Source organism: Bosea sp. 124 (assembly GCF_003046175.1).
Classification (GTDB): domain Bacteria; phylum Pseudomonadota; class Alphaproteobacteria; order Rhizobiales; family Beijerinckiaceae; genus Allobosea.
On sequence record NZ_PZZM01000001.1, the window covers coordinates 4,908,478 to 4,929,583 of the forward strand.

Consider the following 21,106-nt stretch of genomic DNA (forward strand, 5'->3'; position numbering starts at 1 on the left):
TCTGCGAAAATGAGCCCGGCGCCACCGAGCCCTTGCAAAATGCTTTAGACCTAAAATAGATTGTCCACATCTGGAGGTGGATCGAATGCTCCTGGCAGGGCGGCACGCAGTGGTGACGGGTGGAGGGCGCGGCATCGGCCGGGCCATCGCCGCAACGCTCCGGCGCCACGGCGCCCGCGTCGCGATCATCGGACGCGACGAGGCCGCGCTGGCTTCGGCCTGCGAGGCGGGCGATGCAGACGCCTATGCGATCTGCGATGTCGGCGACGAGGCCGCCATGGCCGCCACTGTCTCCCGTCTGGCGGAGACCCAGCCCATCGACATCGCCATCGCCAATGCGGGCGCCGTCGAGACCGGGCCGTTCCTGCGCAGCCCGGCCGAGCGCTTCCGCCGGCTGAGCGAGATCAACCTGATCGGCACGGTGAACCTGTTTCACGCCGCCCTGCCCGGGATGATCGAGCGCGGCGACGGCCGGCTGATCGCGATCGCCTCCACCGCCGGCCACCGCGGCTATCCTTACGTCTCGGCCTATGTCGCAGCCAAGCATGCCGTCGTCGGGCTGGTGAAGTCGCTGGCGCTGGAGACGGCGCGCTCCGGCGTCACGGTCAACGCGGTCTGCCCGGGCTACGCCGATACCGAGATGGTCGCTGGCGGCATCGACACCATCGTCGCCAAGACCGGCGCGACCCGCGAGCAGGCGCTGGCCGAGATGGTCAAGGCCAATCCGCAGGGCCGGCTGATCGCACCCGGGGAGGTCGCGGCCAGCGTGCTCTATCTGTGCGGACCGGGCAGCGGCTCGGTGACCGGCCAGTCACTTCTGATCAATGGCGGGGAGTTCTGAAAGCCATGGAGACGACCGTCCCCGGCCTGATGCTCGACCGCGAGACCAAGGCCAGCGAGCGCCCCGGCGACCACAAGGACGAATTGCGGCTCTGGCTCAGGATGCTGACCTGCTCGACCCTGATCGAGACCGAGATCCGCAACCGGCTGCGCGAGGAGTTCAGGACGACGCTGCCGCGCTTCGACCTGATGGCGCAGCTCGACAAGTCGAGCACCGGCATGACCGTGGGCGAGGTCTCGCAGCGGCTGATGGTCTCGAACGGGAACGTCACGGCCGTCGTCGCCGGGCTTCTGGCGGACGGTCTCGTCGACAAGCGCGCCGCGACGCAGGACCGGCGCGTGCAGGTGCTGACGCTGACGGCACAGGGCCGCAAGGCCTTCAAGGCCATGGCCGAGCGGCATGAGGGCTGGATCGCCGAGCTCTTCGCCGGGCTCGACCAGCCGGAGATCGCGCAGCTGTTTCGCCTGCTCGGACAGACCAAGACCTCGCTGCACCGCGCCATCGCGGCGCGGGCACAGGAGGCGAACAGGAACGAAGCCGGCAAGACCGAGACCGGCAAACATCAAACCGGGTCCGGAGACGCCTGATGACCACCCTCGCCAATGCCACGATCCTTCCTCTGGCGGAGTTCGAGCCCGCACATTTCGCGCTTTCGGTCACCGGGAAGGTCGCGACCGTGACGCTGAGCCGGCCTGAGAAAAAGAATCCGCTGACCTTCGCAAGCTACCGCGAACTCACGGACTTCTTCCTCGCCGCGCAGAAGGACGACGAGGTCAAGGCGATCGTGGTGACAGGCGCGGGCGGCAATTTTTCGTCCGGCGGCGACGTCTTCGAGATCATCGGCCCGCTGGTCGCGATGGAGACCAAGGAGTTGCTCCGGTTCACGCGGATGACGGGCGATCTGGTCAAGGCGATCCGGTGTTGCCCGCAGCCGGTGATCGCAGCGCTCGACGGCATCTGCGCCGGCGCGGGCGCGATCATCGCGATGGCCTCCGACCTGCGGCTCGGCACGGCGGAGACCAAGATCGCCTTCCTGTTCAACCGTGTCGGGCTCGCCGGTTGCGACATGGGCGCCTGCGCGATGCTGCCGCGCATCATCGGTCAGGGGCGTGCGGCCGAACTGCTCTACACCGGCCGCGTGCTGCGCGGCGAGGAGGCGGAGCGCTGGGGCTTCCTGAACCGCCTCGTCGCCCGGGAGGCCGTCGTGGCCGAGGCGCAGGCGCTCGCTGGCGAACTGGCCGACGGCCCGACCTTCGCCAACGCCATGACCAAGCGCATGCTGGAAATGGAATGGGCGATGTCGGTCGAGAGCGCGATCGAGGCGGAAGCCGTGGCGCAGGCGCTGTGCATGCAGACCGAGGATTTCGCCCGCGCCTACCACGCCTTCGCTGCGAAGCAGAAGCCGGTCTTCGAGGGCAACTGAGATGGGCGCGCAAGGCAGCGGACGGCTCGGAACGGCGATCCTCGGCGATACGCTCGACTGGCCGTTCTTCGAAGACCGGCACCGGCGCTTCGCCGAAGAGCTGTCGAGCTGGGCCGATGCGACCTTGCCCGGCCTGCCGCATGACGATGTCGACGCAGCCTGCCGGGCGCGCGTCAAGGCGCTGGGCGAAGGCGGCTTCCTGCGCGCCGTCGTGCCGGAGGCCTTCGGCGGGCTGAATTCCGCGCTGGATGTGCGCACGCTCTGCCTCGCTCGAGAGATTTTGGCGGCACGCGACGGGCTCGCCGATTTCGCCTTCGCGATGCAGGGGCTCGGCACCGGCGCGATCACGGTGGCGGGTTCCGAGGCGATGAAGGCGCGCATCCTGCCCGGAATCTGCGAAGGCGCACGGATCGCAGCCTTCGCGCTCTCGGAGAAGGAGGCCGGCTCGGATGTCGCGGCGATGGCGACGACGGCCGTGCCGGATGGCAACGGCCATCTCCGCATCGACGGCGAGAAGACCTGGATCTCGAATGGCGGCATCGCCGACCATTACGTCGTCTTCGCCCGCACGAGCGAGGCTCCCGGTGCGCGCGGGCTCTCGGCCTTCCTGGTCGAGGCCGATACGCCGGGCCTGAGCATCACCGAGCGGATCGAGGTGATCGCACCGCATCCGCTGGCGACATTGCGCTTTGAGGCCTGCCGCGTGCCGGTCGAGAACCGGATCGGCGGGGCCGGCGACGGGTTCAAGGTCGCCATGGCGACGCTCGACATCTTCCGCTCGACCGTGGGCGCGGCGGCGCTCGGCTTCGCGCGACGGGCGCTGCACGAGACGCTCAGCCACGCCAATGGCCGCAAGCTCTTCGGCGGCACGCTCGGCGATCTCCAGCTTTCGCAGGCGGCCATCGCCGACAGCGCGGCGGAAGTCGATGCGGCGGCCCTGCTGGTCTATCGCGCCGCCTGGACCAAGGATCGCGGCGCGGCGCGGGTCACACGGGAGGCCGCACTCGCCAAACTCGTCGCGACAGAGAACGCCCAACGCGTGATCGACCGGGCCGTCCAGATCCATGGCGGGCTCGGCGTCACCAAGGGCGTCAAAGTGGAGGAACTCTACCGGGAGATCAGGGCGCTGCGCATCTACGAGGGCGCCAGCGAGGTCCAGAAGGTCGTGATCGCGCGCGACCTCCTCAAAGCCAAGAACTGAAGCACGAGGGGTAACGGCAATGCGGTTCCTGCGCTCCGGCCATATCGACAGTTTCGCGCGCGACAACCTGCCGCCATCGGAGCAATGGCCGCAGATCGACCTCGAAAAGGCCGGTCTGCGCTATCCCGAGCGGCTGAACGCAGTGACCGCGCTGGTCGACGACCATGTCGCGCAGGGGCACGGCAGTGCGACGGCGATCATCGGGGACCATTTCACCTGGAGCTATGGCGAACTCGCGGAGCGCATCAACCGCATCGCCAATGTGCTGACCCGCGATCTCGGCATGGTCGCAGGCCATCGCGTGCTGCTGCGCGCGGCCAATACGCCGATGATGGTCGCGGCTTATCTCGCCGTGATCAAGGCCGGCGGCGTGGTGGTCGCGACCATGCCAATGCTGCGTGCAATCGAGCTGGTCTATCCGATCCGGAAGGCCCGGATCGCGCTCGGCCTCTCCGATCATCGCCTGCTGGCGGAACTGGATCGCGCGAAAGAGCAGGCCCCGGAACTGGAACGGATCGTCGCCTTCGGTGAAGACACGTGCGAACTCGAAAAGCTCATGGCCCAGCCGGGCTACGAGGTTTTCGAGGCCGTCGACACGTCGAGCGACGATGTCTGCCTGATCGGCTTCACCTCCGGCACGACGGGCGAACCCAAGGGCACGATGCATTTCCAGCGCGATCTGCTGGTGATCTGCGATGCCTATGGCGCGAAGGTGCTGAAGGCCGCCCCGCAGGACCGTTTCATCGGCTCGGCACCGCTCGCCTTCACCTTCGGGCTCGGCGGCATGGTACTGTTCCCCTTCCGGATCGGCGCGGCTGCCGTGCTGCCGGACAGGACCGGACCGTTCGACCTGATCGACGCGATCGAGCGGCACAAGGCGAGCGTGATCTTCACCGCTCCGACCGCCTACCGCGCCATCCTCGATAGGCTGGACAATCGCGACATCGGCTCGCTCAGGATCTGCGTCTCGGCCGGCGAGACGCTGCCGAAGCCCGTCTTCGATGCCTGGCTGGCCAGGACCGGCCTGCCGCTGATGGACGGCATCGGCGCGACCGAGATGCTGCACATCTTCATCGCCGCCCCGCGCGAAGCCATCCGGGCCGGTTCCACCGGGATTCCGGTGCCGGGCTATGAGGCGAAGATCGTCGATGATGACGGTCGCGACATGCCGGACGGCTCGCCCGGGCGGCTCGCCGTGCGCGGTCCGATCGGCTGCCGCTATCTCGCTGACGAGCGCCAGGGCAAATATGTCCAGAACGGCTGGAACGTCACCGGCGACACCTATATCCGCGATGCAGACGGCTATTTCTGGTATCAGGCCCGCTCCGACGACATGATCGTCTCGTCGGGTTACAACATCGCCGGACCCGAGGTCGAAGCCTGCCTGCTCGCCCATCCGGACGTGCTGGAATGTGGCGTCGTCGCAGCGCCCTGCCCCGAGCGCGGCAACATCGTGAAGGCCTATGTGGTTCTGCGCGAGGGCCTGGCCGGCAGCGACGCGCTCGCCAAAGCCTTGCAGGAGCATGTGAAGGCCGGTATCGCGCCCTATAAATATCCCCGCGCCATCGCATTCGTGGCGGCGCTGCCCAAGACCGCGAGCGGCAAGCTGCAGCGCTTCACCCTGCGCCGGATGGCGAGCGATGGCGACGAATCGTGATCTTCCATGGTTAGAAGCGAAAACCCGAAGGCATCTCAAGCCGGAACGGCCCCGACCCGAGGCGACGCCCATGCCGAGTGATACCCTGTCCCGCGCCATCCTGCCCGAGGGCTGGCCGGCGCCGCGCGGCTATGCCAACGGCATGGTCGCGCAGGGCCGCGTGCTGGTGACGGGCGGCCTCGTCGGCTGGGACGAGCACGGCGTCTTCGCCACAGGCTTCCTGCCGCAGCTCCGGCAGACCTTCCTCAACATCAAAGCCGTGGTCGAGACCGGCGGCGGACGCATCGAGGATATCGTGCGGCTGACCTGGTACGTCACCGATATCGAGGCCTATCGCGCGAGCCTGAAGGAGCTGGGGCCGGTCTATCGCGAGGTGCTCGGGCGGCATTTCCCGGCGATGGCCGTGGTGCAGGTGGTCTCGCTGGTCGAGCCCGAGGCGATGGTCGAGATCGAGGCGACGGCGGTCATCGCCTGAGGGAACCAGCTTCGCGACGATTGTGTTTCCGGCTGTTTCCGGGGCGTAAATCCGAAACGTCACGTAACCAAGATGTTGGCGGCGACGCGGCCGCCTTAGCCTTCGGGCATGGAATCGGGGTCGAAACTCCTCGCGCCGCCATCCGGCGGTGACGCGATGGAGACCAATCATGTCCAGCATCAGCGGCGTCGGCGGCGGCTTCCGCCCGCCTCCGCCGAAACCCCCGAGCTTCGAGACGACAGCGATACGAACGGCGCGCTCAGCCTCGACGAATTCAAGGCCGGCGCGCCCAAGGGCCCCGACAGCACCAAGAGCGAGGAGCTCTTCAAGGCAATCGATTCCGACAGCGACGGCTCGGTCACCAAGGAGGAGTCCGATGCCTTCAAGGCCAAGGCCGAGAAGGCCCAGCAGACGCTGCAATCCTTCCTGTTCGGCTTGCAGTCCGATGCGGCAAGCCAGACCGCCTCGACGAGCGAAAGCGACGACGAGACGGACATCTTCGCCCAGCTCGACGCCAACTCGGACGGCAGCATCGCCAAGGACGAGTTCCTCTCGGCGCTCTCGTCCGGCACGCAGTCGTCGAACGATTTGCTGAGCAAGCTGTTCGAGGCGATCGATTCAGACTCGGACGGCTCGGTCACCGAGGAGGAACAGAGCTCGTTCCAATCGGCGCTCGAAAAGCGCGGCCCGCCGTCCGGCGCCTCCTTCGGCGCGTCGCAGGCCTATGGCTCGACCTATCAGCTCGGCGCGTCGAACGCGTCCGGCGCGGCTTATTCGCAGGCGGCCTGAACCAATCCGCCTGGCTAACGCCGGTCAGCAGAAGGCTGGCCGGCGCTTTTTTTGGAAAGATGTGGAAGCCCTGTGAGGCTCAGATGCCCCGCGTCGCGCCGCCGTCGATGCGGATCTTGGCGCCCGTCACATAGCTCGCCCGCTCGCTGGCGAGGAAGGCGACAACATCGGCGAATTCCTGCGCCGTACCGTAGCGGCCGGCGGGGATCGTCGCCTGCGAGGCCTTGGCGGCCTGCTCGGGCGTGGTGCCGGTACGATCGGCTGCCGCCTTGTCGAGCTGGTCGACCCGCTCGGTGTGGATGCGGCCCGGCAGCACGACATTGACCGTGACGCCCTGGCCGGCGACTTCCGCAGCCAGCGTCTTCGACCAGCCGACCACGGCCGAACGGATGCCGTTCGACAGAGCAAGCCGCGGAATCGGCTGCTCGACGCCCGAGGAGGCGATGGTGACGATGCGGCCGAAGCCGCGCTCGACCATGCCCGGCAGCATGCCCTGAGCGAGATGGAACAGGTTGGCGGCCATCGCCTCGAAATGCTTGAGCCAGTCGTCGCGCCCGGCCTCGCGCGCCTCGGCCGGCGGCGGACCGCCCGAATTGCCGATCAGGATATCGATGCCGCCGGCATCCCTGAGCACGCCGACGAGGGAATCAACCGAGGCAAGGTCGGAAAGATCGAGGCTCGCCGCGAAGATACGGCCGCGCACCTCCTCGGGGCACTGGCTGACCCAGGCATCGGTCGCCGCGACGTTGCGGGCGGCGGCGATGACCGAGGCGCCTTCGCTGGCGAGCGTGCGAGCGATCGCCGCGCCAAGACCGCGGCTCGCGCCCAGCACCAGCGCGCGCTTGTCGTGAAGGCCGAGATCCATGGTCTGCTCCGTCGGGTTGGCGCAGCAAGGTCGCGGCGCGTGGTCGACTTGCTGATAGCCGGTCGCTTCCGCAGAGGGAATGGCTTGTGGCGCAGGGCAGGATTTGCAGCGATCTCAGGCCGCCGCGAGCGCCTGCTCGGCCAGGATGCAGCGCACCACCCGGCCCTCGCCGAGCTGGACGACCGGCGGCAGGGCTGCCCGGCAGCGCTCCTGGGCAAATTTGCAGCGCGGAGCGAAGGAGCAGGAGGATGGCGGCTCGTTCAGGGCCGGCGGCGCGCCGGGGATCGCCTCCAGACGCTCGCCCTTCTTGGCGCCGTGCAGGTTCGCCGCGAGCAGGCCGCGCGTATAGGGGTGCTGCGGATCGCGAAGGAGTTCGCGCACGGTGCCGGTCTCGACGATCTGGCCGGCATACATCACCGCGAGCCGGTCCGAGACCTCGACCGCGACGCCGATGTCGTGGGTGACGAAAAGCATGCCCATGTTGAGGTCGCGCTGGAGCTGGCGCAACAGCAGCAGGATCTGGATCTGCACGGTGGCGTCGAGCGCCGTCGTCGGCTCGTCGGCGAGCAGGAGCTTCGGCCGCGCCGCGAGCGCGAGCGCGATCATGGCGCGCTGGCGCATGCCGCCCGACATCTCATGCGGATACGCCTTGAGCCGGCGTGCCGGCGAGGGAATGCGGACGAGTTCGAGCAGTTCGAGCGCGCGCGCCATCGCCGCCTTATTCGAGAGCTTCTCGTGGCGGACGATCGCCTCGGCGATCTGCTCGCCGACCGTATAGACAGGGTCGAGCGCCAGCGCCGGGTCCTGGAAGATCATCGAGGTGACGGCGCCGCGGTAATCCGACAGGTCCTGCGGATTCAGCGCCAAGACGTCACGGCCATCGACCCGCACGCTGCCGCCGATATCGGTGCGGCTCTCGGGCAGAAGGCGCAGCAGCGTCTTCAGCGTGACGCTCTTGCCCGAGCCGGATTCGCCGAGGATGCCGAGGACCTTGCCCGGCTCCAGCGTCAGCGAGACGCCGTTGACGGCATGAACCGTCTGGGCGCCGCGAAAGCGCACCGTGAGATTCTCGATGGCGACGAGGGGCGCCGTGCCCTGGGGCTTGCTCGTGACCTGGGGCTTGCTCATGCCGCATCCTCCAGGCGGGGCGCATGGCTGTGGCCGGAGCCCGCAACCTGCATGTGGCAGGCAACCTCGCGCGTGCCACCGCCCGTTGTCGCCAGCACGGGCTTGGTCTTCGCGCAAACGGTCTGGGCGTGCGGGCAGCGCGGATGGAAGCGGCAGCCCTCGGGCGGGTTGATCGGGTTGGGCGGGTCGCCGGCGAGCGGCGCCTCCATCGTCCGGTTGTCCGGGTCCATCGACGGCATCGCCGAGAGCAGCGCGCGGGTATAGGGGTGGCGCGGATCGTCGTAGAGTTCCTCGACCGGGCCGATCTCCACCACCTCGCCGAGATACATCACCATGACGCGGTCGCTGATGAAGCGGACGACGTTGAGGTCGTGCGAAATGAAGATATAGGTCAGGCCGAACTCCTCGCGCAGATCGGCGAGCAGGTTCAAGACCTGCGCCTCCACCGACTTGTCGAGTGCCGAGACCGCCTCGTCGAGGATGACGAGGCGCGGGCCCAAAGCGAGCGCGCGCGCGATGTTGACGCGCTGGCGCTGACCGCCGGAGAGTTCGTGGGGATAGCGCGCGGCGAAGCGGGCCGGATCGAGCCCGACGCGCTGGAGCAGGTCGCGCGCCTTCAGGATGGCAGCCGCCTTGGGGACACCGTGGACGGTCGGGCCGAAGGCGACCGAATCCTCGATGGTGAGACGCGGGTTGAGCGAGGCGTATGAATCCTGGAAGACCATCTGCGCCTGGCGGCGATACTCCTTCAGCGTCAGGGCCGAACCGCCGACGATCTCGCCGTCGAACAGCATCTCGCCCTTGTCCTGCGGGATGAGCTGCATGACGACGCGGGCGGTCGTCGACTTGCCGCAGCCGGATTCGCCGACGACGCCGAGCGTCTCGCCCTTCATCACCGCGAAGTCGACGCCGTCCACGGCGCGCACCACCGCGCCGCCACCGAGCGGGAAATGCTTGGTCAGGGTCTTTGCCTGCAGCAGCGGCGTGCCCGGGCCGCCACGGTCGGAATGGGTTTCCAGCATCATGGTCAGCCCTTCACGTCCATCGCCGAACGCAGACCGTCGGAGAGCAGGTTGAACGAGATCGAGGTGATGAAGATCGCCGCGCCCGGCAGCGCCGCGACCCAGGGCTGCACATAGATCGCGGTGCGCAGCGTGTTCAGCATCAGGCCCCATTCCGGCGTCGGCGGCTTGGTGCCCAGGCCCAGGAAGGAGAGGCCAGAGGCCAGGATCATCGAGACCGAGATCAGGCTGGTCGCGTAGACGAAGATCGGCCCGAGCACATTGCCGAGGACATGGACGCGGATGATCGTCAGGGCATTGGCGCCGCTGGCGCGGGCCGCCTCGACATAGTCCATGCCGCGCACCTGCGTCGTCACGCTTTCGGCGATGCGCGCGATCGGCGGGATGAAGACGATGGTCAGCGAGAGCAGCGAGTTGGCGATGCCGGCCCCCATCGCGCCTGACAGCGCGATCGCCAGCAGGACCGAGGGGAAGGCGTAGAACACGTCGACCGTGCGCATGGTGATGGTGTTGAACTTGCCACCGAAGAAGCCGGCGGCGACCCCGATGACAGAGCCGACCATAAAGGCGATGAACACCGGCACCACGCCCATGAAGAGCGAGAGGCGCGCGCCGAAAATCAGGCGCGAAAGCATGTCGCGGCCGAGCTCGTCGGCGCCCAGCGGATAGCCCGGCGTGCCGATCGGGCGCAGGCGGCGCAGCATCGAGGAGCGGGTCGGGTCGGCGGGGGCGATGTAGTCGGCGAAGACCGCCATCAGGATGATCGCCAGCACGACGAGACCGGCGCAGACCGCGACCTTGTCCTTCCTGAAGCGTTTGAAGACGCCGGCCCAGTAGCCCGGCGACTTCGCCAGCGGCGGCACGACGAGGGGCGCCGAAGCTTCCGTGATCGCGGCCATCTCAGCGCCTCCTGACGCGGGGGTCGAGCAGACCCTGCAGGATGTCGACGAGCAGGTTCAGGCCCACGAAGAACATCGCCAGCACGAGGATCGTGCCCTGCAGCAGTGGAAGGTCACGCTGGAAGATCGCGTTTCCGAGCAGGAAGCCGGTGCCTGGCCAGGAAAATACCGTCTCGATCAGGATCGAGCCGCCGAGCAGATAGCCGAGCTGGAGGCCCATCACGGCGAGAGCCGTCGGAGCAGCATTCTTCACGACATGCCTGAACACGCCGAAATCCATCAGCCCCTTGGCCCGCAGCGCCGGCACGAATTCCTGGTTGAGGATGTCGGCGACAAGCGCGCGCACGGTGCGAGCGATGATGCCCATCGGGATCACCGACATCGTGATCGCGGGCAGGATCATGTAGCTGACATGCTCCCAGTTCCAGATCCAGGCGGCCGAGCCGCCCGGCCCCGCGCCACCCGGCGGCAGCCAGCCGAGCTGCACCGAGAACACGATCACCATCACCATGCCGAGCCAGTAATGCGGCACGGAGACGCCGAGCACGGCCAGCATGGAGGCGAACTTGTCGAGGAACGAGCCGCGGAAATAACCGGCTACGAAGCCGAAGAACGAGCCGAGTAGGAAGCCGATGACGGTTGCCAGGATCGCGATCAGCAGGGTGTTGGCGACGGCCCGCCAGACCTCGGCCGCAACGGGGCGTCCCGTCGCGATCGAGGTGCCGAGATCGCCCTGCAACGCCTTGATCAGCCAAAGCCCAAATTGCACCGGCAGCGGCCTGTCGAAGCCGTAAATTTTGCGCAGTTCGTCCTGCATCGCCTGCGAGGCATCCGGCGGCAGCACAGAGGTCAGCGGATCGCCCGGGGCGATATGCACCAGCAGGAAACAGAACAGGCTGACGCCGAAGGCCACCGGCAGGACGTAGAGGATGCGCTTGGCGAGATAGCTCAGCATGGGCGCCTCGTCGGACGCGCCGTGACGCGTACCCTTCCCCCCGCTTGCGGTGGGGAAGGGCTAGGGATGAGGGGCCGGAAAGCCAGAGCCTTGTCCTTGAAGGTCGAGCCAAGCGGCGCTGCCCCCCACCCTAACCCTCCCCACAGCAAGCGGGGGGAGGGAAACCCGGCGGCGCCCGTCGTCGGATGCGGTGCACAGGCCAAAGACAACCTCACTTCGCCATCGTGATCGGCGAGAAGTCCTGGAACCAGTTTTGCGCCTGGACGAAGCCCTTCACCTTGGGGCTGAGCGCACGCGGGTTGACGTCGTGCGTCACCATCAGGAACAGCGCCTCGTCGACATATTTCTCGTGGACCTTCTGCAGCACCTTGGTCTGCTCTGCGGGATCGAAGGTGTTGCGGATCTGGTCGAAGAGCTTGTCCATCTCCGGATCGCAATACATGCCCCAGTTCGTGCCGGCCGGCGGAACGAGGTTGCACTGCAGGTGGCGGACGAAGCCGGTGAAGGGGTCCTGGATGAAGTAGGTGTAGTTCATGCCCGTCGCCTTGCGCGACGATTCATGGTTGGCGCCGGCCCGCCAGATGTTGATCAGCGTGTTCCACTCGACAACCTCGAACTCGATCTTGATGCCGACCTCGGCGAGGTTCTGCTGGACGAACTCGTTCATCGGCAGCGGCTGCATCTGGCCCGAGCCCGACGGCGCGATCAGGATCTTGGTGGTCACCGGCTTGGCGGGCGAGAAGCCGGCCTCGGCGAGGAGCTTCTTGGCCTCGGCCTGATCGAGCTTGAGCTTGAATGTCGGGTTGCCGAACCACTGGTGGCCGGGTGGGTAGAAGCCCTCGGCCGGGATCATCATGCCGCCGAGCAGCTCCTTCAGCCCCTGCCGGTCGACGGCGAGGTTGGCGGCCTTGCGGACGCGGATGTCGTTCCAGGGCGAGCCCTCGGCGCGCGAGAGATGCCAGGTCCAGTTGTGCGGATAGGCGTTGGTGATGATCTGGAAGCCGGCGCTCTTCAGCGAGGGCACGAGATCGGGCGACGGCGCCTCGATCCAGTCGACCTGCCCTGCCCTGAGCGCCGCGGCACGGGCATTGGCCTCCGGCAGCGGCAGCAGCACCATCTTGTCGAGCTTGGGCACGCGCGCCTTGTCCCAGTAACCGGGGAAGGGCGAGAGTTCGGCGCGCTCGCGCGGCTGGAAGGCGGTGAGCTGCCAGGGGCCGGTGCCGGACGGGGTCTTGGCAAAAGCCTCCCAGCTCTTGCCGAGCTTCTCCCACTGCGCCGGGGACGACATCATCACCCAGGCGATCTGGTAGGGCAGCGTCGCGTCGGGCGCCTTGGTGGTGATTTCGACCTTGTACTTGTCGACGACCTTGTAGGCCGCGACCGCCGGGATGCGCGAGCGGCCCTGTGCCGCCTGGCGCTGGTCGAATTGCGGCGCGTCGTTCTTCAGGAGCTTGTCGAGGTTCCAGACCACGGCATCAGCGGTAAACTCCGAGCCATCATGGAACTTGACGCCCTCGCGCAGGACGAAGGTCCATTTGTTCTTGTCCGTGGCATCGACCGCCCAGCTCGTGGCGAGGCCCGGCGTCAGGTCGGAGGCCTTGTCGGCCTTGCTCAGGTCCCAGTTGATGAGGCCGTCATAGACCGTATAGCCCATGAAACGCATGCCCTCGCCGCCCTGGTCGGTCTGGCCGGTGGTCAGCGGGATGTCGGAGGCGGTCATGCCGATGCGCAGCGTGCCCTGGGCATGCGCCGAGGCCGCGAACAGGGAGATGCCGGCGGCGAGCGACAGGGCTAAGACGGAACGGATCATCGGGGAACTCCGAATTGGACGGTTTCAAAGCTGGCTTCGCAAGGGCTGTGCCAGCGGGCAGGCGTCCCCGCCGTCATGCCCGGGCTTTGTCCCGAGCATCCACGTCCTGAACACCGCACTCGACCAGTGAAGACGTGGATGGCCGGGACAAGCCCAAGCATGACGGAGGTGGCTGTTCAGTCGGAAGCTGGGCCCGTCACTCCATCGACATCGGGGCCAGATCGATGAACCAGCTCTTAGGCTGGACCACGCCCTTGACCTTGGTGCTCATGGCGCGGGGACCGACGTCATGGGCCACCCAGACGAAGGGCGCTTCCTCGACGATCCGGGCATGGAGCTTGGCGAGCGCGGCGTCGCGGGCCGCCCCCTCGAAGGTGGTGCGGGCGTCGGCAATCAGCTTGTCGAACTCGTCATTGCCGAAATAGCCCCAGTTGTTGGAGACCGGCGGGAACGCCTTGGTCGAGGTGAAGCGCACCATCGCGAAGAACGGATCCATCGCCGCAAAGGTGACGTTGGTGGCATTGGCGCCGCGGGCATTGGCGTGCTTGGCGCCTTCGCGCCAGTTGGTGAAGACGGCGTTCCATTCGCCGACCTCGAGCGCGACGTCGAAGAAGCAGTCCTTCAGCGCCTGCTGCATGAACTCGTTCATCGGCAAGGGCTGCATCTGGCCGGAGCCCGAGGCCGAGGTCAGCACCTTGACCTTCGCCGGCTTGGAAGCGGAATAGCCGGCTTCGGTCATCAGCTTCCTGGCGGCGTCGAGATCGTATTTGATGTCGAATTTCGGATTGCCCCACCAGGGGTGGCCGGGGGGCACCGTGCCCTTCGGAATCTCCATCAGCCCGCCGAGCAGCGTCTTCAGCTCCTCGCGGTTGACGCAGAGATTGGCGGCGTGGCGGACCTTCCGGTCGATCCAGGGCGAGCCCTCGACGAAGGAGAGTTGCCACGGCCAGACATGCGGCTGGGCATTGGTATAGACGGTGAAGCCACGCTGCTTGATCTGCGGCACGGCATCCGGCGAGGGCGACTCGATCCAGTCGACCTGCCCCGACAGGAGGGCCGCGGTGCGGGCATTGGCTTCAGGCAGCGGCAGCAGCACGACGCGGTCGATCTTGGGCACGCGCCTGGGGTCCCAATAGGCCTTGTTGGCGACCATCTCGAAGCGCTCGCGCGGCGAGAGCTTGACGCCCTTGAACGGGCCGGTGCCGGACGGGTCGCCCGAGAAGGCCGTCCAGGCCTGCTTGGCGCGCTCGGCCGGGTCGGTGACGGACGCCGGGACCGCCGCGAGCTTGGCGGCCCAATGCGCCGGCGAGACGATGAACAGGTTTGTCAGGTTGATCGGCAGGAAGGCGTCGGGTTCGGTCGTGATCAGCTCAACCGTCATCGGGTCGACCGCCCTGGCGCTCTTCAGCGTCGGCATGCGCGAGACGGTGACGCCGATCTGGTCGGGCGCGAAATGGGCGGCTTCCTTGTTCAGGACCTTGTCGACATTCCAGACGACGGCCGCGGCGTCGAAGGCCGAACCGTCCTGGAACTTGACGCCCGGACGCAGCTTGAAGGTCCATTTGGTCTTGTCGGTGGCATCGACCGCCCATTCGGTGGCGAGGCCGGGAATGACGACGCTCGCCTTCTCCGCCGAGGAGAGGTCCCAATGGGTCAGCGCGTCGAACATCGGGATTCCGGTGAAGCGGTTACCCTCGAAGCCCTGGTCCGGCTGGCCATGGGTGCGCGGAATATCCGCCGCCGTCATGCCGATGCGCAGGACCTTCTCCTGGGCGAGCGCGGCGGTTGCCAGCGCCGTCGAAAGACCCAGACCGAGAAGGACGGAGCGGGTGAAATGGGATGCAGACACGGTTTTTCTCCCCTGTGATTGGCCGTCAGCTCCTGCGAGCTGCGGCAAGGGAAGGTTAGCAACGGCCATGCCAGACGAAGGTCGTACGACTAGCACTTTCGGATAAGCGGGCCGCGCTCCGCCCAACAGATGATCATCCAACACGACAGGTATGCGCGCAGGAATTTTATGCTCACTATTTAGGCGAATTGACTGAATCGGCGGCAGATCAATGGAAGTCGCGCGATTTCGGCAGGATGCGGACATTGCGCGGATGGCGGCCGCGCGGAGGCGGCGGGTTGCGGATCTCATCCGCCCGCGTCAGCGCGATCTCGACATGGTGGGTGTCGGAGAGGCCGGCCAGATCGGCCGTGCGATCCACGACGCGCTGTCCCATCAGATGCACCACGCCTTCCGGGCTCTTCTGCACCCTGCCCTCGATCTGCAGCAACCGCCCGCTCATGACCTCACGCCGGAAGCGCTCGAACAGTCGCGCCCAGAGCAGGATATTGGCGATGCCGGTCTCGTCCTCCAGCGTGATGAAGATCGCCTTGCCGTTGCCGGGGCGCTGGCGCACCAGCACGACGCCGGCCGCCCTCGCCCAGCTTCCATCGAGCCGGGTGTCGAGTTCCGCGCAACTCAGCACGCCGTCGCGCCGGAACAGCGGCCGCAGCATGCCCATCGGGTGGCCTTTCAGGGAGAGCCGCACCGTCTGGTAATCGGCGACGATCTGCTGCGGCAGCGGCATGACCGGCAGCGCCATGACCGGCTCCGCGCCGAGTTCGCGGGCCTGCGCGGCGGCAAACAGCGGCAGCGCCTCGTCATCCGGCAACCGGCGCACCGCCCAGAGCGCCTCGCGCCGGTCGAGCCCGATCGAGCGGAAGGCGTCAGCATCCGCCAGCAAACGCATGGCGCGGCCCGGCAGCACGGCACGGCGCATCAAATCCTCGACATCGCGATAACCGTCGGCGCGGGCCTTTGCGATGCGCAGCCCCCATTCCTCCTGAAAGCCGTCGATCTGGCGGAAGCCGAGACGCAATGCGAGGGGTAAGGCTTTGTCCTTCGCTTCACCCACCACATGTTCGATGTCAGCGCGGGGGGAACCCCTCTCCTGTAAGGAGAGGGGCAGGGGTGAGGTGTCGGCCCCTGGACCAGTTTTGTGTTCCGTTTCGGCGGCGCAGCGGTGAGGTTCGGCCAAAGCGTCCAACGGCCGACCCCTCACCCTGCCCTCTCCCTCCGGGAGAGGGTTCCCCGCGCCCTTTTCGGCAAGATCATTGAGATCAGAGTTGCCGAGTTCGACCCTTTCCAGCCCGTTGTCCCAGAAGCTGAAATTCACATCGATCACGCGCGGTTCGACGCCGCCATATTCCTGCGCCTCGCGCACGATCTGGGCGGGGGCGTAGAAGCCCATGGGCTGGGAGTTCAGCAGCGCACAGGCGAAGGCGGCCGGATGGTGCTTCTTCAGGAAGGACGAGACATAGACCAGCTTGGCGAAGGAGGCGGCGTGGCTTTCGGGGAAGCCGTAGCTGCCGAATCCCTTGATCTGGTCGAAGCAGCGCTGGGCGAAGTCGCGCTCATAACCACGTTCGACCATGCGCCCGACCATCAGATCTTCGTAATTGCTGATGGTGCCGAGATTACGGAAGGTCGCCATGGCGCGGCGCAGGCCGTTCGCCTCGATATCAGAGAATTTGGCGGCGACCATGGCGAGGCGCATCGCCTGCTCCTGAAAGAGAGGCACGCCTTCCGTCTTATTCAGAACCTCGAAAAGCTCGTTCTCGTCACCGTGCTCCGGCGAGGGAGCCGGGTAGGTCACCTCTTCCAGCCCAGCACGCCGCTTCAGATAAGGGTGCACCATGTTGCCCTGGATCGGGCCGGGCCGGACGATCGCGACCTGGATGACGAGGTCGTAGAGTTTCCTCGGCTTCAGCCTCGGCAGCATGTTCATCTGCGCCCGGCTCTCGACCTGGAAGACGCCGAGCGACTTGCCCTCGCAGAGCATGTCGTAGGTCTCCTCGTCGCCATCCTTGATGTCGAGCGTGAGCTCCTTGTTTTCGTACTGTTTCACCAACTCGAAGGCCTTGCGGATGCAGGTCAGCATGCCGAGCGCCAGCACATCGACCTTCATCAATTTGAGTTCGTCGATGTCGTCCTTGTCCCATTCGATGAAGGTGCGGTCCGCCATCGCGGCGTTGCCGATCGGCACCATCTCGTCGAGGCGCCCGCGCGCCAGCACGAAGCCACCGACATGCTGGGAAAGATGGCGCGGGAAGCCGAGCAGCCGGACAGCGAAATCGACGGCACGGCGGACTGTCGGATTGGTCGGGTCGAGCCCGGCCTGGCGGACACGCTCATTGCCGATCTCAGTGCCCCAACTGCCCCATTGCGTATCGGCGATGCGGGCCGTGACGTCCTCGGTCAGCCCCAGCGCCTTGCCGACGTCGCGGATGGCGCTGCGCGGCCGATAGCGGATCACGGTCGCGGCGATGCCGGCGCGGTCGCGACCATAGGTCTTGTAGATCCACTGGATCACCTCCTCGCGCCGCTCATGTTCGAAATCGACGTCGATGTCGGGCGGTTCCTTGCGTTCGGTCGAAAGGAAGCGCTCGAACAGGACGTCGCTCTCGGCCGGATCGACCGCGGTGATGCCGAGCACGTAGCAGACGGCGGAATTGGCAGCCGAGCCGCGGCCCTGGCAGAGGATGCCCCGGCTTTCGGCAAATTCGACGATCTGGCGGATGGTAAGGAAATAACGGGCGTAGTTCAGATGCGCGATCAGATCGAACTCCTTGCGCAGCAACCCCTGGACTTTTGGCGGCACGCCGTCCGGATAACGGATCTCACTGCAGCGGCGCACCAGTTCCTCGAGCCAGGCCTGGTCGTTCCAGCCTGGCGGGACGGGCTCATCGGGATACTCGTATTCGAGCTGGCCGAGATCGAATTCGATCCGGCTGATCAGATGCTGTGTCTCGGCGATGGCCTCAGGCGCGTCGCGAAACAGCCTCACCATTTCCTGCGCCGTCTTGAGATGGCGCTCGGCATTGGCCTCGAGCAGGCGCCCTGCCCGCTCGATGGAAACGCCCTCGCGGATGCAGGTCAGCACGTCCTGCAGATCGCGTTGTTCCACTGCGTCGTAGAGCACGTCGTTTGTCGCCAGCAGCGGCGTGCGGGTCGCGGCCGCGAGCGCCTTCAGGCGTGCGAGACGGCGCCTGTCGTCGCCGCGCCGGGGCATGGTGGCGCCGAGCCAGATCGCGCCGGGAGCGGCCTCGTCGAGCCGGGCGAGCAGCGCCGGAAGGCCATCGAGGCTGCGGCCCGGCATCAGGATCAGCAGGAGATCACGCGCATCGGCGAGCAGATCCCCGAGATGCAAGGTACAGTCGCCCTTGCCAGCGCGAAGATTGCCCTGGCTCAGCAGGCGGCAGAGCCGCCCCCAGCCCTGCCGGTTGGCCGGATAGACGACGATGTCGGGCGTGCCGTCAGCGAAGACGAGGCGGCTGCCGGTGGCCAGTTTGAAGCGGCCCGCCATCGCTTTCATCTGCTCCGGCGAGAAGGGCAGTTCGTCAAAGGCCGGGTTCTCGATCCAGATATATTCGCCGGGGCTGCCGCCTTCCCGGACCTTCTCACGCGAGGGCAAACCGTCCTCGCGCAAATCCCGCAGGGCGCTCCAGGCCCGCACCACGCCGGCCACCGTGTTGCGGTCGGCCAGCCCCAGGCCGGCATGGCCGAGCAGCAGCGCCGTCAGCACCAGATTGGGGCCGGGCGATGCGCCGCGCAGGAAGGAAAAATTCGTCGCGGCAACGAGTTCGGCGAAGAGGCTGGCATTCCGATTCATGCGAAGAGCCCATGCAGGAACCAGCGCGGCGGAGCCCGTTCCGGCTCGTGGAAGCCGATGCGGAAGAGCCAGAAGCGGCGCCCCTGCGCATCTTCCACGCGGTAATAATCGCGCATCGGCTCGGAGGAGCCGTCGCGCCACCATTCCGGCGCGATCCGCTCAGGCCCCTCGGCGCGAGCGACGTCATGGATCAGGCGGCGCCAGCGGAAGCGGATCGGCGGACCGTCCGGCACCTCGGCGATGGCCTCCACCGGCTGGGGCGGCTCGAACAACTGGAGCGGGCGCGTCGGCGGCTCATGCGGCTCCGGCACCGGCCAGGCGGCGGCCGACGCCGGCAGCGCCGCCGAGAGCGCGGCCGACAGGGCCCTGGCCGCGCGCACCGGGTGATGCGTATCCTGCGCGACGAAACGCAGGACCCTGTCGCGGCCGAAGCGGGCGACCAGCCGGTCGACGAGATCCGCCACCGCCTCGTCCTCGACGGCGCGGCCGTCGAGGCTCGGTTGATGGGTGTCCAGCGGCTCGCAGACCGGGACGGCGAGCCGAACCGCATCGAAGCCGAAGCCGGGATCGAGCGGATCGGCCAGCGTGTCGATGCGCTCGCGCCAGAGCCGCAGGATGGCTTTCGCATCGCGCGAGGGTCGCCCGGTCTCGACCATGAGGCGCCTGACCGCTCCATCACTGCGAAAGAAGCTGATTTCGAAGGCGCGCCCGCCCTCGCCACGCTGCTCCAGTAGACGGGCCGCCTCCTCGATCAGGCGTGCCACCACCTCCTCCAGCCCGGCGCTGTCGAGCATGGGTTCGGCGAAATGGCGCTCGACGACGCAGGCCGGCGGCGGACGCAGCGGCGTGATGCGCGCATCCTCCCGCCCCAGCGTGCGCCGCAGCTTCACGACCAGGTCTTCGCCAAAGCGGGCAGACAGGGCGGCGGATGAGCGATCCGCAAGATCGGCCAACGTCTTCAACCCGGCTCGCGACAGGGCGATCACGGTCTCCGCCGAGAGCTCCAGCGCCGCGACCGGAAGCGGACGCAGCCTGGCTTCGTCATCCCCCACCGGCACGATGCCGCCGCTCCCGAAGCGCGACAGCGCATGTGCCGCTTCCGGCGTCCCTGCGATGGCGGCGCGGACCTCGAGGCCTCCTGCCCGCATCCACCGGCCGATCGCCTCATGCAGCGCCGCCTCGCCGCCGAAGAGATGGGCACAGCCGGTGATGTCGAGCATCAGCCCGTAAGGCAAATCGAGCGCGACCAGCGGCGTGAAACGGTCGCAGAAAGCCGCGAGCCGGCCAAGGAAGGCTTCGTCGGCCTCGGGCTCGGCCTCGATCGCCAGCAGGGACGGAATCCGGGCGCGCGCATCCGCCAGCGTCAAATCCCGCGTCAGGCCGAGCGCGACCGCGCGCTGGTCGCCATCGACGAGCCTCAGCGCGTTGCGCTGCGTGGCGAAGACGACCACTGGCGGCTCAGCCGGTGCGCCGGATATCGTGCTCCGCCCCTCCCGCCGCAGCCGGTCTGTCGGCAGGAAAGGGAACCAGAGTGCGAGATAGCGGCGCGGCATCGCGGCTGGCCCCATCGTGAGCGGCCCTGTCCGGATCGGCTCTGCGGCGGCTGACTGCGGCCTGATGCTCAAGGACGGTTTCCTGGAATGATTGTCGGTCACGGCTCCACTCCACATGCCACTCACGCTCGCCCAGGCCGCCGCGATGGCGCAGCAGCCTGAGACTGAAAGCCGGATCGCCCGGCGCATTCGCTTCCAGAGCCCGCGACGGCAAGGCCGCGACCTGCCAGCGGGTCGCGGCCGCGCTCGCCACGGGCGAGACCGCGGCGCGCAACAGCAAAGTCGTCGCCCCCGAGCTTTCCGCCGCCAGTGACAGGCGCCGGCTCGCGGTCAGGTCGAGACGTCGCGGCTCGCCCCAGGGCTCGATCAGCACGGCCCCCAGCGCCGGGCAGCGCGCGGCTTCCGACCCCGCCCGCAACACCCCTTCGGCATCGCGCGCCCGCACCAGCAGGACACGCGCCGGATCGAGGCCGAGTTCGGTCAGGCCCGGCGGATGCAGCCGGCCGGTCTCGGCATCGACGACATCCTGCCGAACCCAGAGGATCGGGCGCATCCCGGCCGCCCGGATCGCCAGCCCGACCGCAAATCCCGTCGCCGCCGCGAGATCGGCCGTGGCGGGTGCATAGACCTCATGCAGCGCCGCCCGCGCGATGCCACCACCCAACACCCCGTCGAGACCGGGCGCGCCGAAGCTCACCTGCCCGATGGCTGCCGGCACGGAGCGCAGCGCCGCCTCCGCCAGTCGGCGGCGCAGATCGGCAAGGGCGAAAGGGTCCGGTTGGGTCCGCATGGAGGCTCGAGTTCTTTATTTGTTCTTTTATAGAACGA

At 67.4% G+C, this 21,106-nt stretch carries 17 protein-coding genes; 7 read left to right on the forward strand and 10 right to left on the reverse strand.

All coding sequences use genetic code 11. The features are described 5' to 3' along the window. Positions 1–85: 85 nt before the first annotated feature. From C8D03_RS23225 to C8D03_RS23255, 7 genes are all read left to right on the forward strand, one after another. The gene (locus C8D03_RS23225; protein ID WP_108050074.1) at positions 86–841 is read left to right on the forward strand and encodes an SDR family NAD(P)-dependent oxidoreductase; all 756 of its coding nucleotides are present in this window, start codon (positions 86–88) and stop codon (positions 839–841) included. Positions 842–846: 5 nt separating this feature from the next. Next, a complete protein-coding gene (locus C8D03_RS23230) occupies positions 847–1,428 on the forward strand; it encodes a MarR family winged helix-turn-helix transcriptional regulator (RefSeq protein WP_248308591.1) in 582 nt (193 codons plus the stop codon). Continuing rightward, complete coding sequence (locus C8D03_RS23235) at positions 1,428–2,264, forward strand: enoyl-CoA hydratase family protein (protein WP_108050076.1); 837 nt, start codon at positions 1,428–1,430, stop codon at positions 2,262–2,264. Before C8D03_RS23230 ends, C8D03_RS23235 begins: the two co-directional genes overlap by 1 nt. 1 nt (position 2,265) lies before the next feature. After that, positions 2,266–3,465 (forward strand): acyl-CoA dehydrogenase family protein, encoded by a 1,200-nt coding sequence (locus tag C8D03_RS23240; RefSeq protein ID WP_108050078.1) that lies wholly within the window; start codon positions 2,266–2,268, stop codon positions 3,463–3,465. A gap of 19 nt (positions 3,466–3,484) precedes the next feature. Further along, entirely contained in the window at positions 3,485–5,122 is a 1,638-nt protein-coding gene (locus C8D03_RS23245) for a benzoate-CoA ligase family protein (protein ID WP_108050080.1), read from the forward strand. 70 nt (positions 5,123–5,192) lie between these two features. Then, complete coding sequence (locus C8D03_RS23250) at positions 5,193–5,597, forward strand: RidA family protein (RefSeq protein ID WP_108050082.1); 405 nt, start codon at positions 5,193–5,195, stop codon at positions 5,595–5,597. A gap of 156 nt (positions 5,598–5,753) precedes the next feature. Further along, positions 5,754–6,386 carry an EF-hand domain-containing protein gene (locus C8D03_RS23255; RefSeq protein WP_181301199.1) on the forward strand — a complete coding sequence of 211 codons (633 nt, stop codon included), beginning with the start codon at positions 5,754–5,756 and terminating at the stop codon, positions 6,384–6,386. 79 nt (positions 6,387–6,465) lie between these two features. Here the strand turns inward: C8D03_RS23255 and C8D03_RS23260 are convergent, their stop codons facing one another. The 10 genes from C8D03_RS23260 to C8D03_RS23305 all read right to left on the reverse strand — a co-directional run bounded on the left by C8D03_RS23260 (position 6,466) and on the right by C8D03_RS23305 (position 21,068). Further along, a complete protein-coding gene (locus C8D03_RS23260) occupies positions 6,466–7,251 on the reverse strand; it encodes an SDR family oxidoreductase (protein WP_108050086.1) in 786 nt (261 codons plus the stop codon). Positions 7,252–7,365: 114 nt separating this feature from the next. Continuing rightward, positions 7,366–8,379, reverse strand: coding sequence for an ABC transporter ATP-binding protein (locus C8D03_RS23265; protein ID WP_108050088.1), 1,014 nt, complete (start codon positions 8,377–8,379; stop codon positions 7,366–7,368). Then, positions 8,376–9,404, reverse strand: a complete 1,029-nt coding sequence (locus tag C8D03_RS23270; RefSeq protein ID WP_210203955.1) for an ABC transporter ATP-binding protein — start codon at positions 9,402–9,404, stop codon at positions 8,376–8,378. Before C8D03_RS23270 ends, C8D03_RS23265 begins: the two co-directional genes overlap by 4 nt. A 2-nt stretch (positions 9,405–9,406) precedes the next feature. Next, positions 9,407–10,300, reverse strand: coding sequence for an ABC transporter permease (locus C8D03_RS23275; RefSeq protein WP_108050090.1), 894 nt, complete (start codon positions 10,298–10,300; stop codon positions 9,407–9,409). A 1-nt stretch (position 10,301) separates the two neighbouring features. Further along, entirely contained in the window at positions 10,302–11,255 is a 954-nt protein-coding gene (locus C8D03_RS23280; RefSeq protein WP_108050092.1) for an ABC transporter permease, read from the reverse strand. Between the two features lie 211 nt (positions 11,256–11,466). Next, the gene (locus C8D03_RS23285) at positions 11,467–13,065 is read right to left on the reverse strand and encodes an ABC transporter substrate-binding protein (RefSeq protein WP_108050094.1); all 1,599 of its coding nucleotides are present in this window, start codon (positions 13,063–13,065) and stop codon (positions 11,467–11,469) included. 196 nt (positions 13,066–13,261) lie between these two features. Next, positions 13,262–14,983 (reverse strand): ABC transporter substrate-binding protein, encoded by a 1,722-nt coding sequence (locus C8D03_RS23290; protein ID WP_108050096.1) that lies wholly within the window; start codon positions 14,981–14,983, stop codon positions 13,262–13,264. A gap of 139 nt (positions 14,984–15,122) precedes the next feature. Beyond that, on the reverse strand, positions 15,123–18,725 hold the full coding sequence (locus C8D03_RS23295; RefSeq protein ID WP_108050098.1) for an error-prone DNA polymerase: 3,603 nt from the start codon (positions 18,723–18,725) through the stop codon (positions 15,123–15,125). Continuing rightward, positions 18,722–20,176 (reverse strand): Y-family DNA polymerase, encoded by a 1,455-nt coding sequence (locus C8D03_RS23300; RefSeq protein WP_348981708.1) that lies wholly within the window; start codon positions 20,174–20,176, stop codon positions 18,722–18,724. Before C8D03_RS23300 ends, C8D03_RS23295 begins: the two co-directional genes overlap by 4 nt. 7 nt (positions 20,177–20,183) lie before the next feature. Continuing rightward, positions 20,184–21,068, reverse strand: a complete 885-nt coding sequence (locus C8D03_RS23305) for an ImuA family protein (protein WP_108050102.1) — start codon at positions 21,066–21,068, stop codon at positions 20,184–20,186. Between the last annotated feature and the right edge of the window lie 38 nt (positions 21,069–21,106).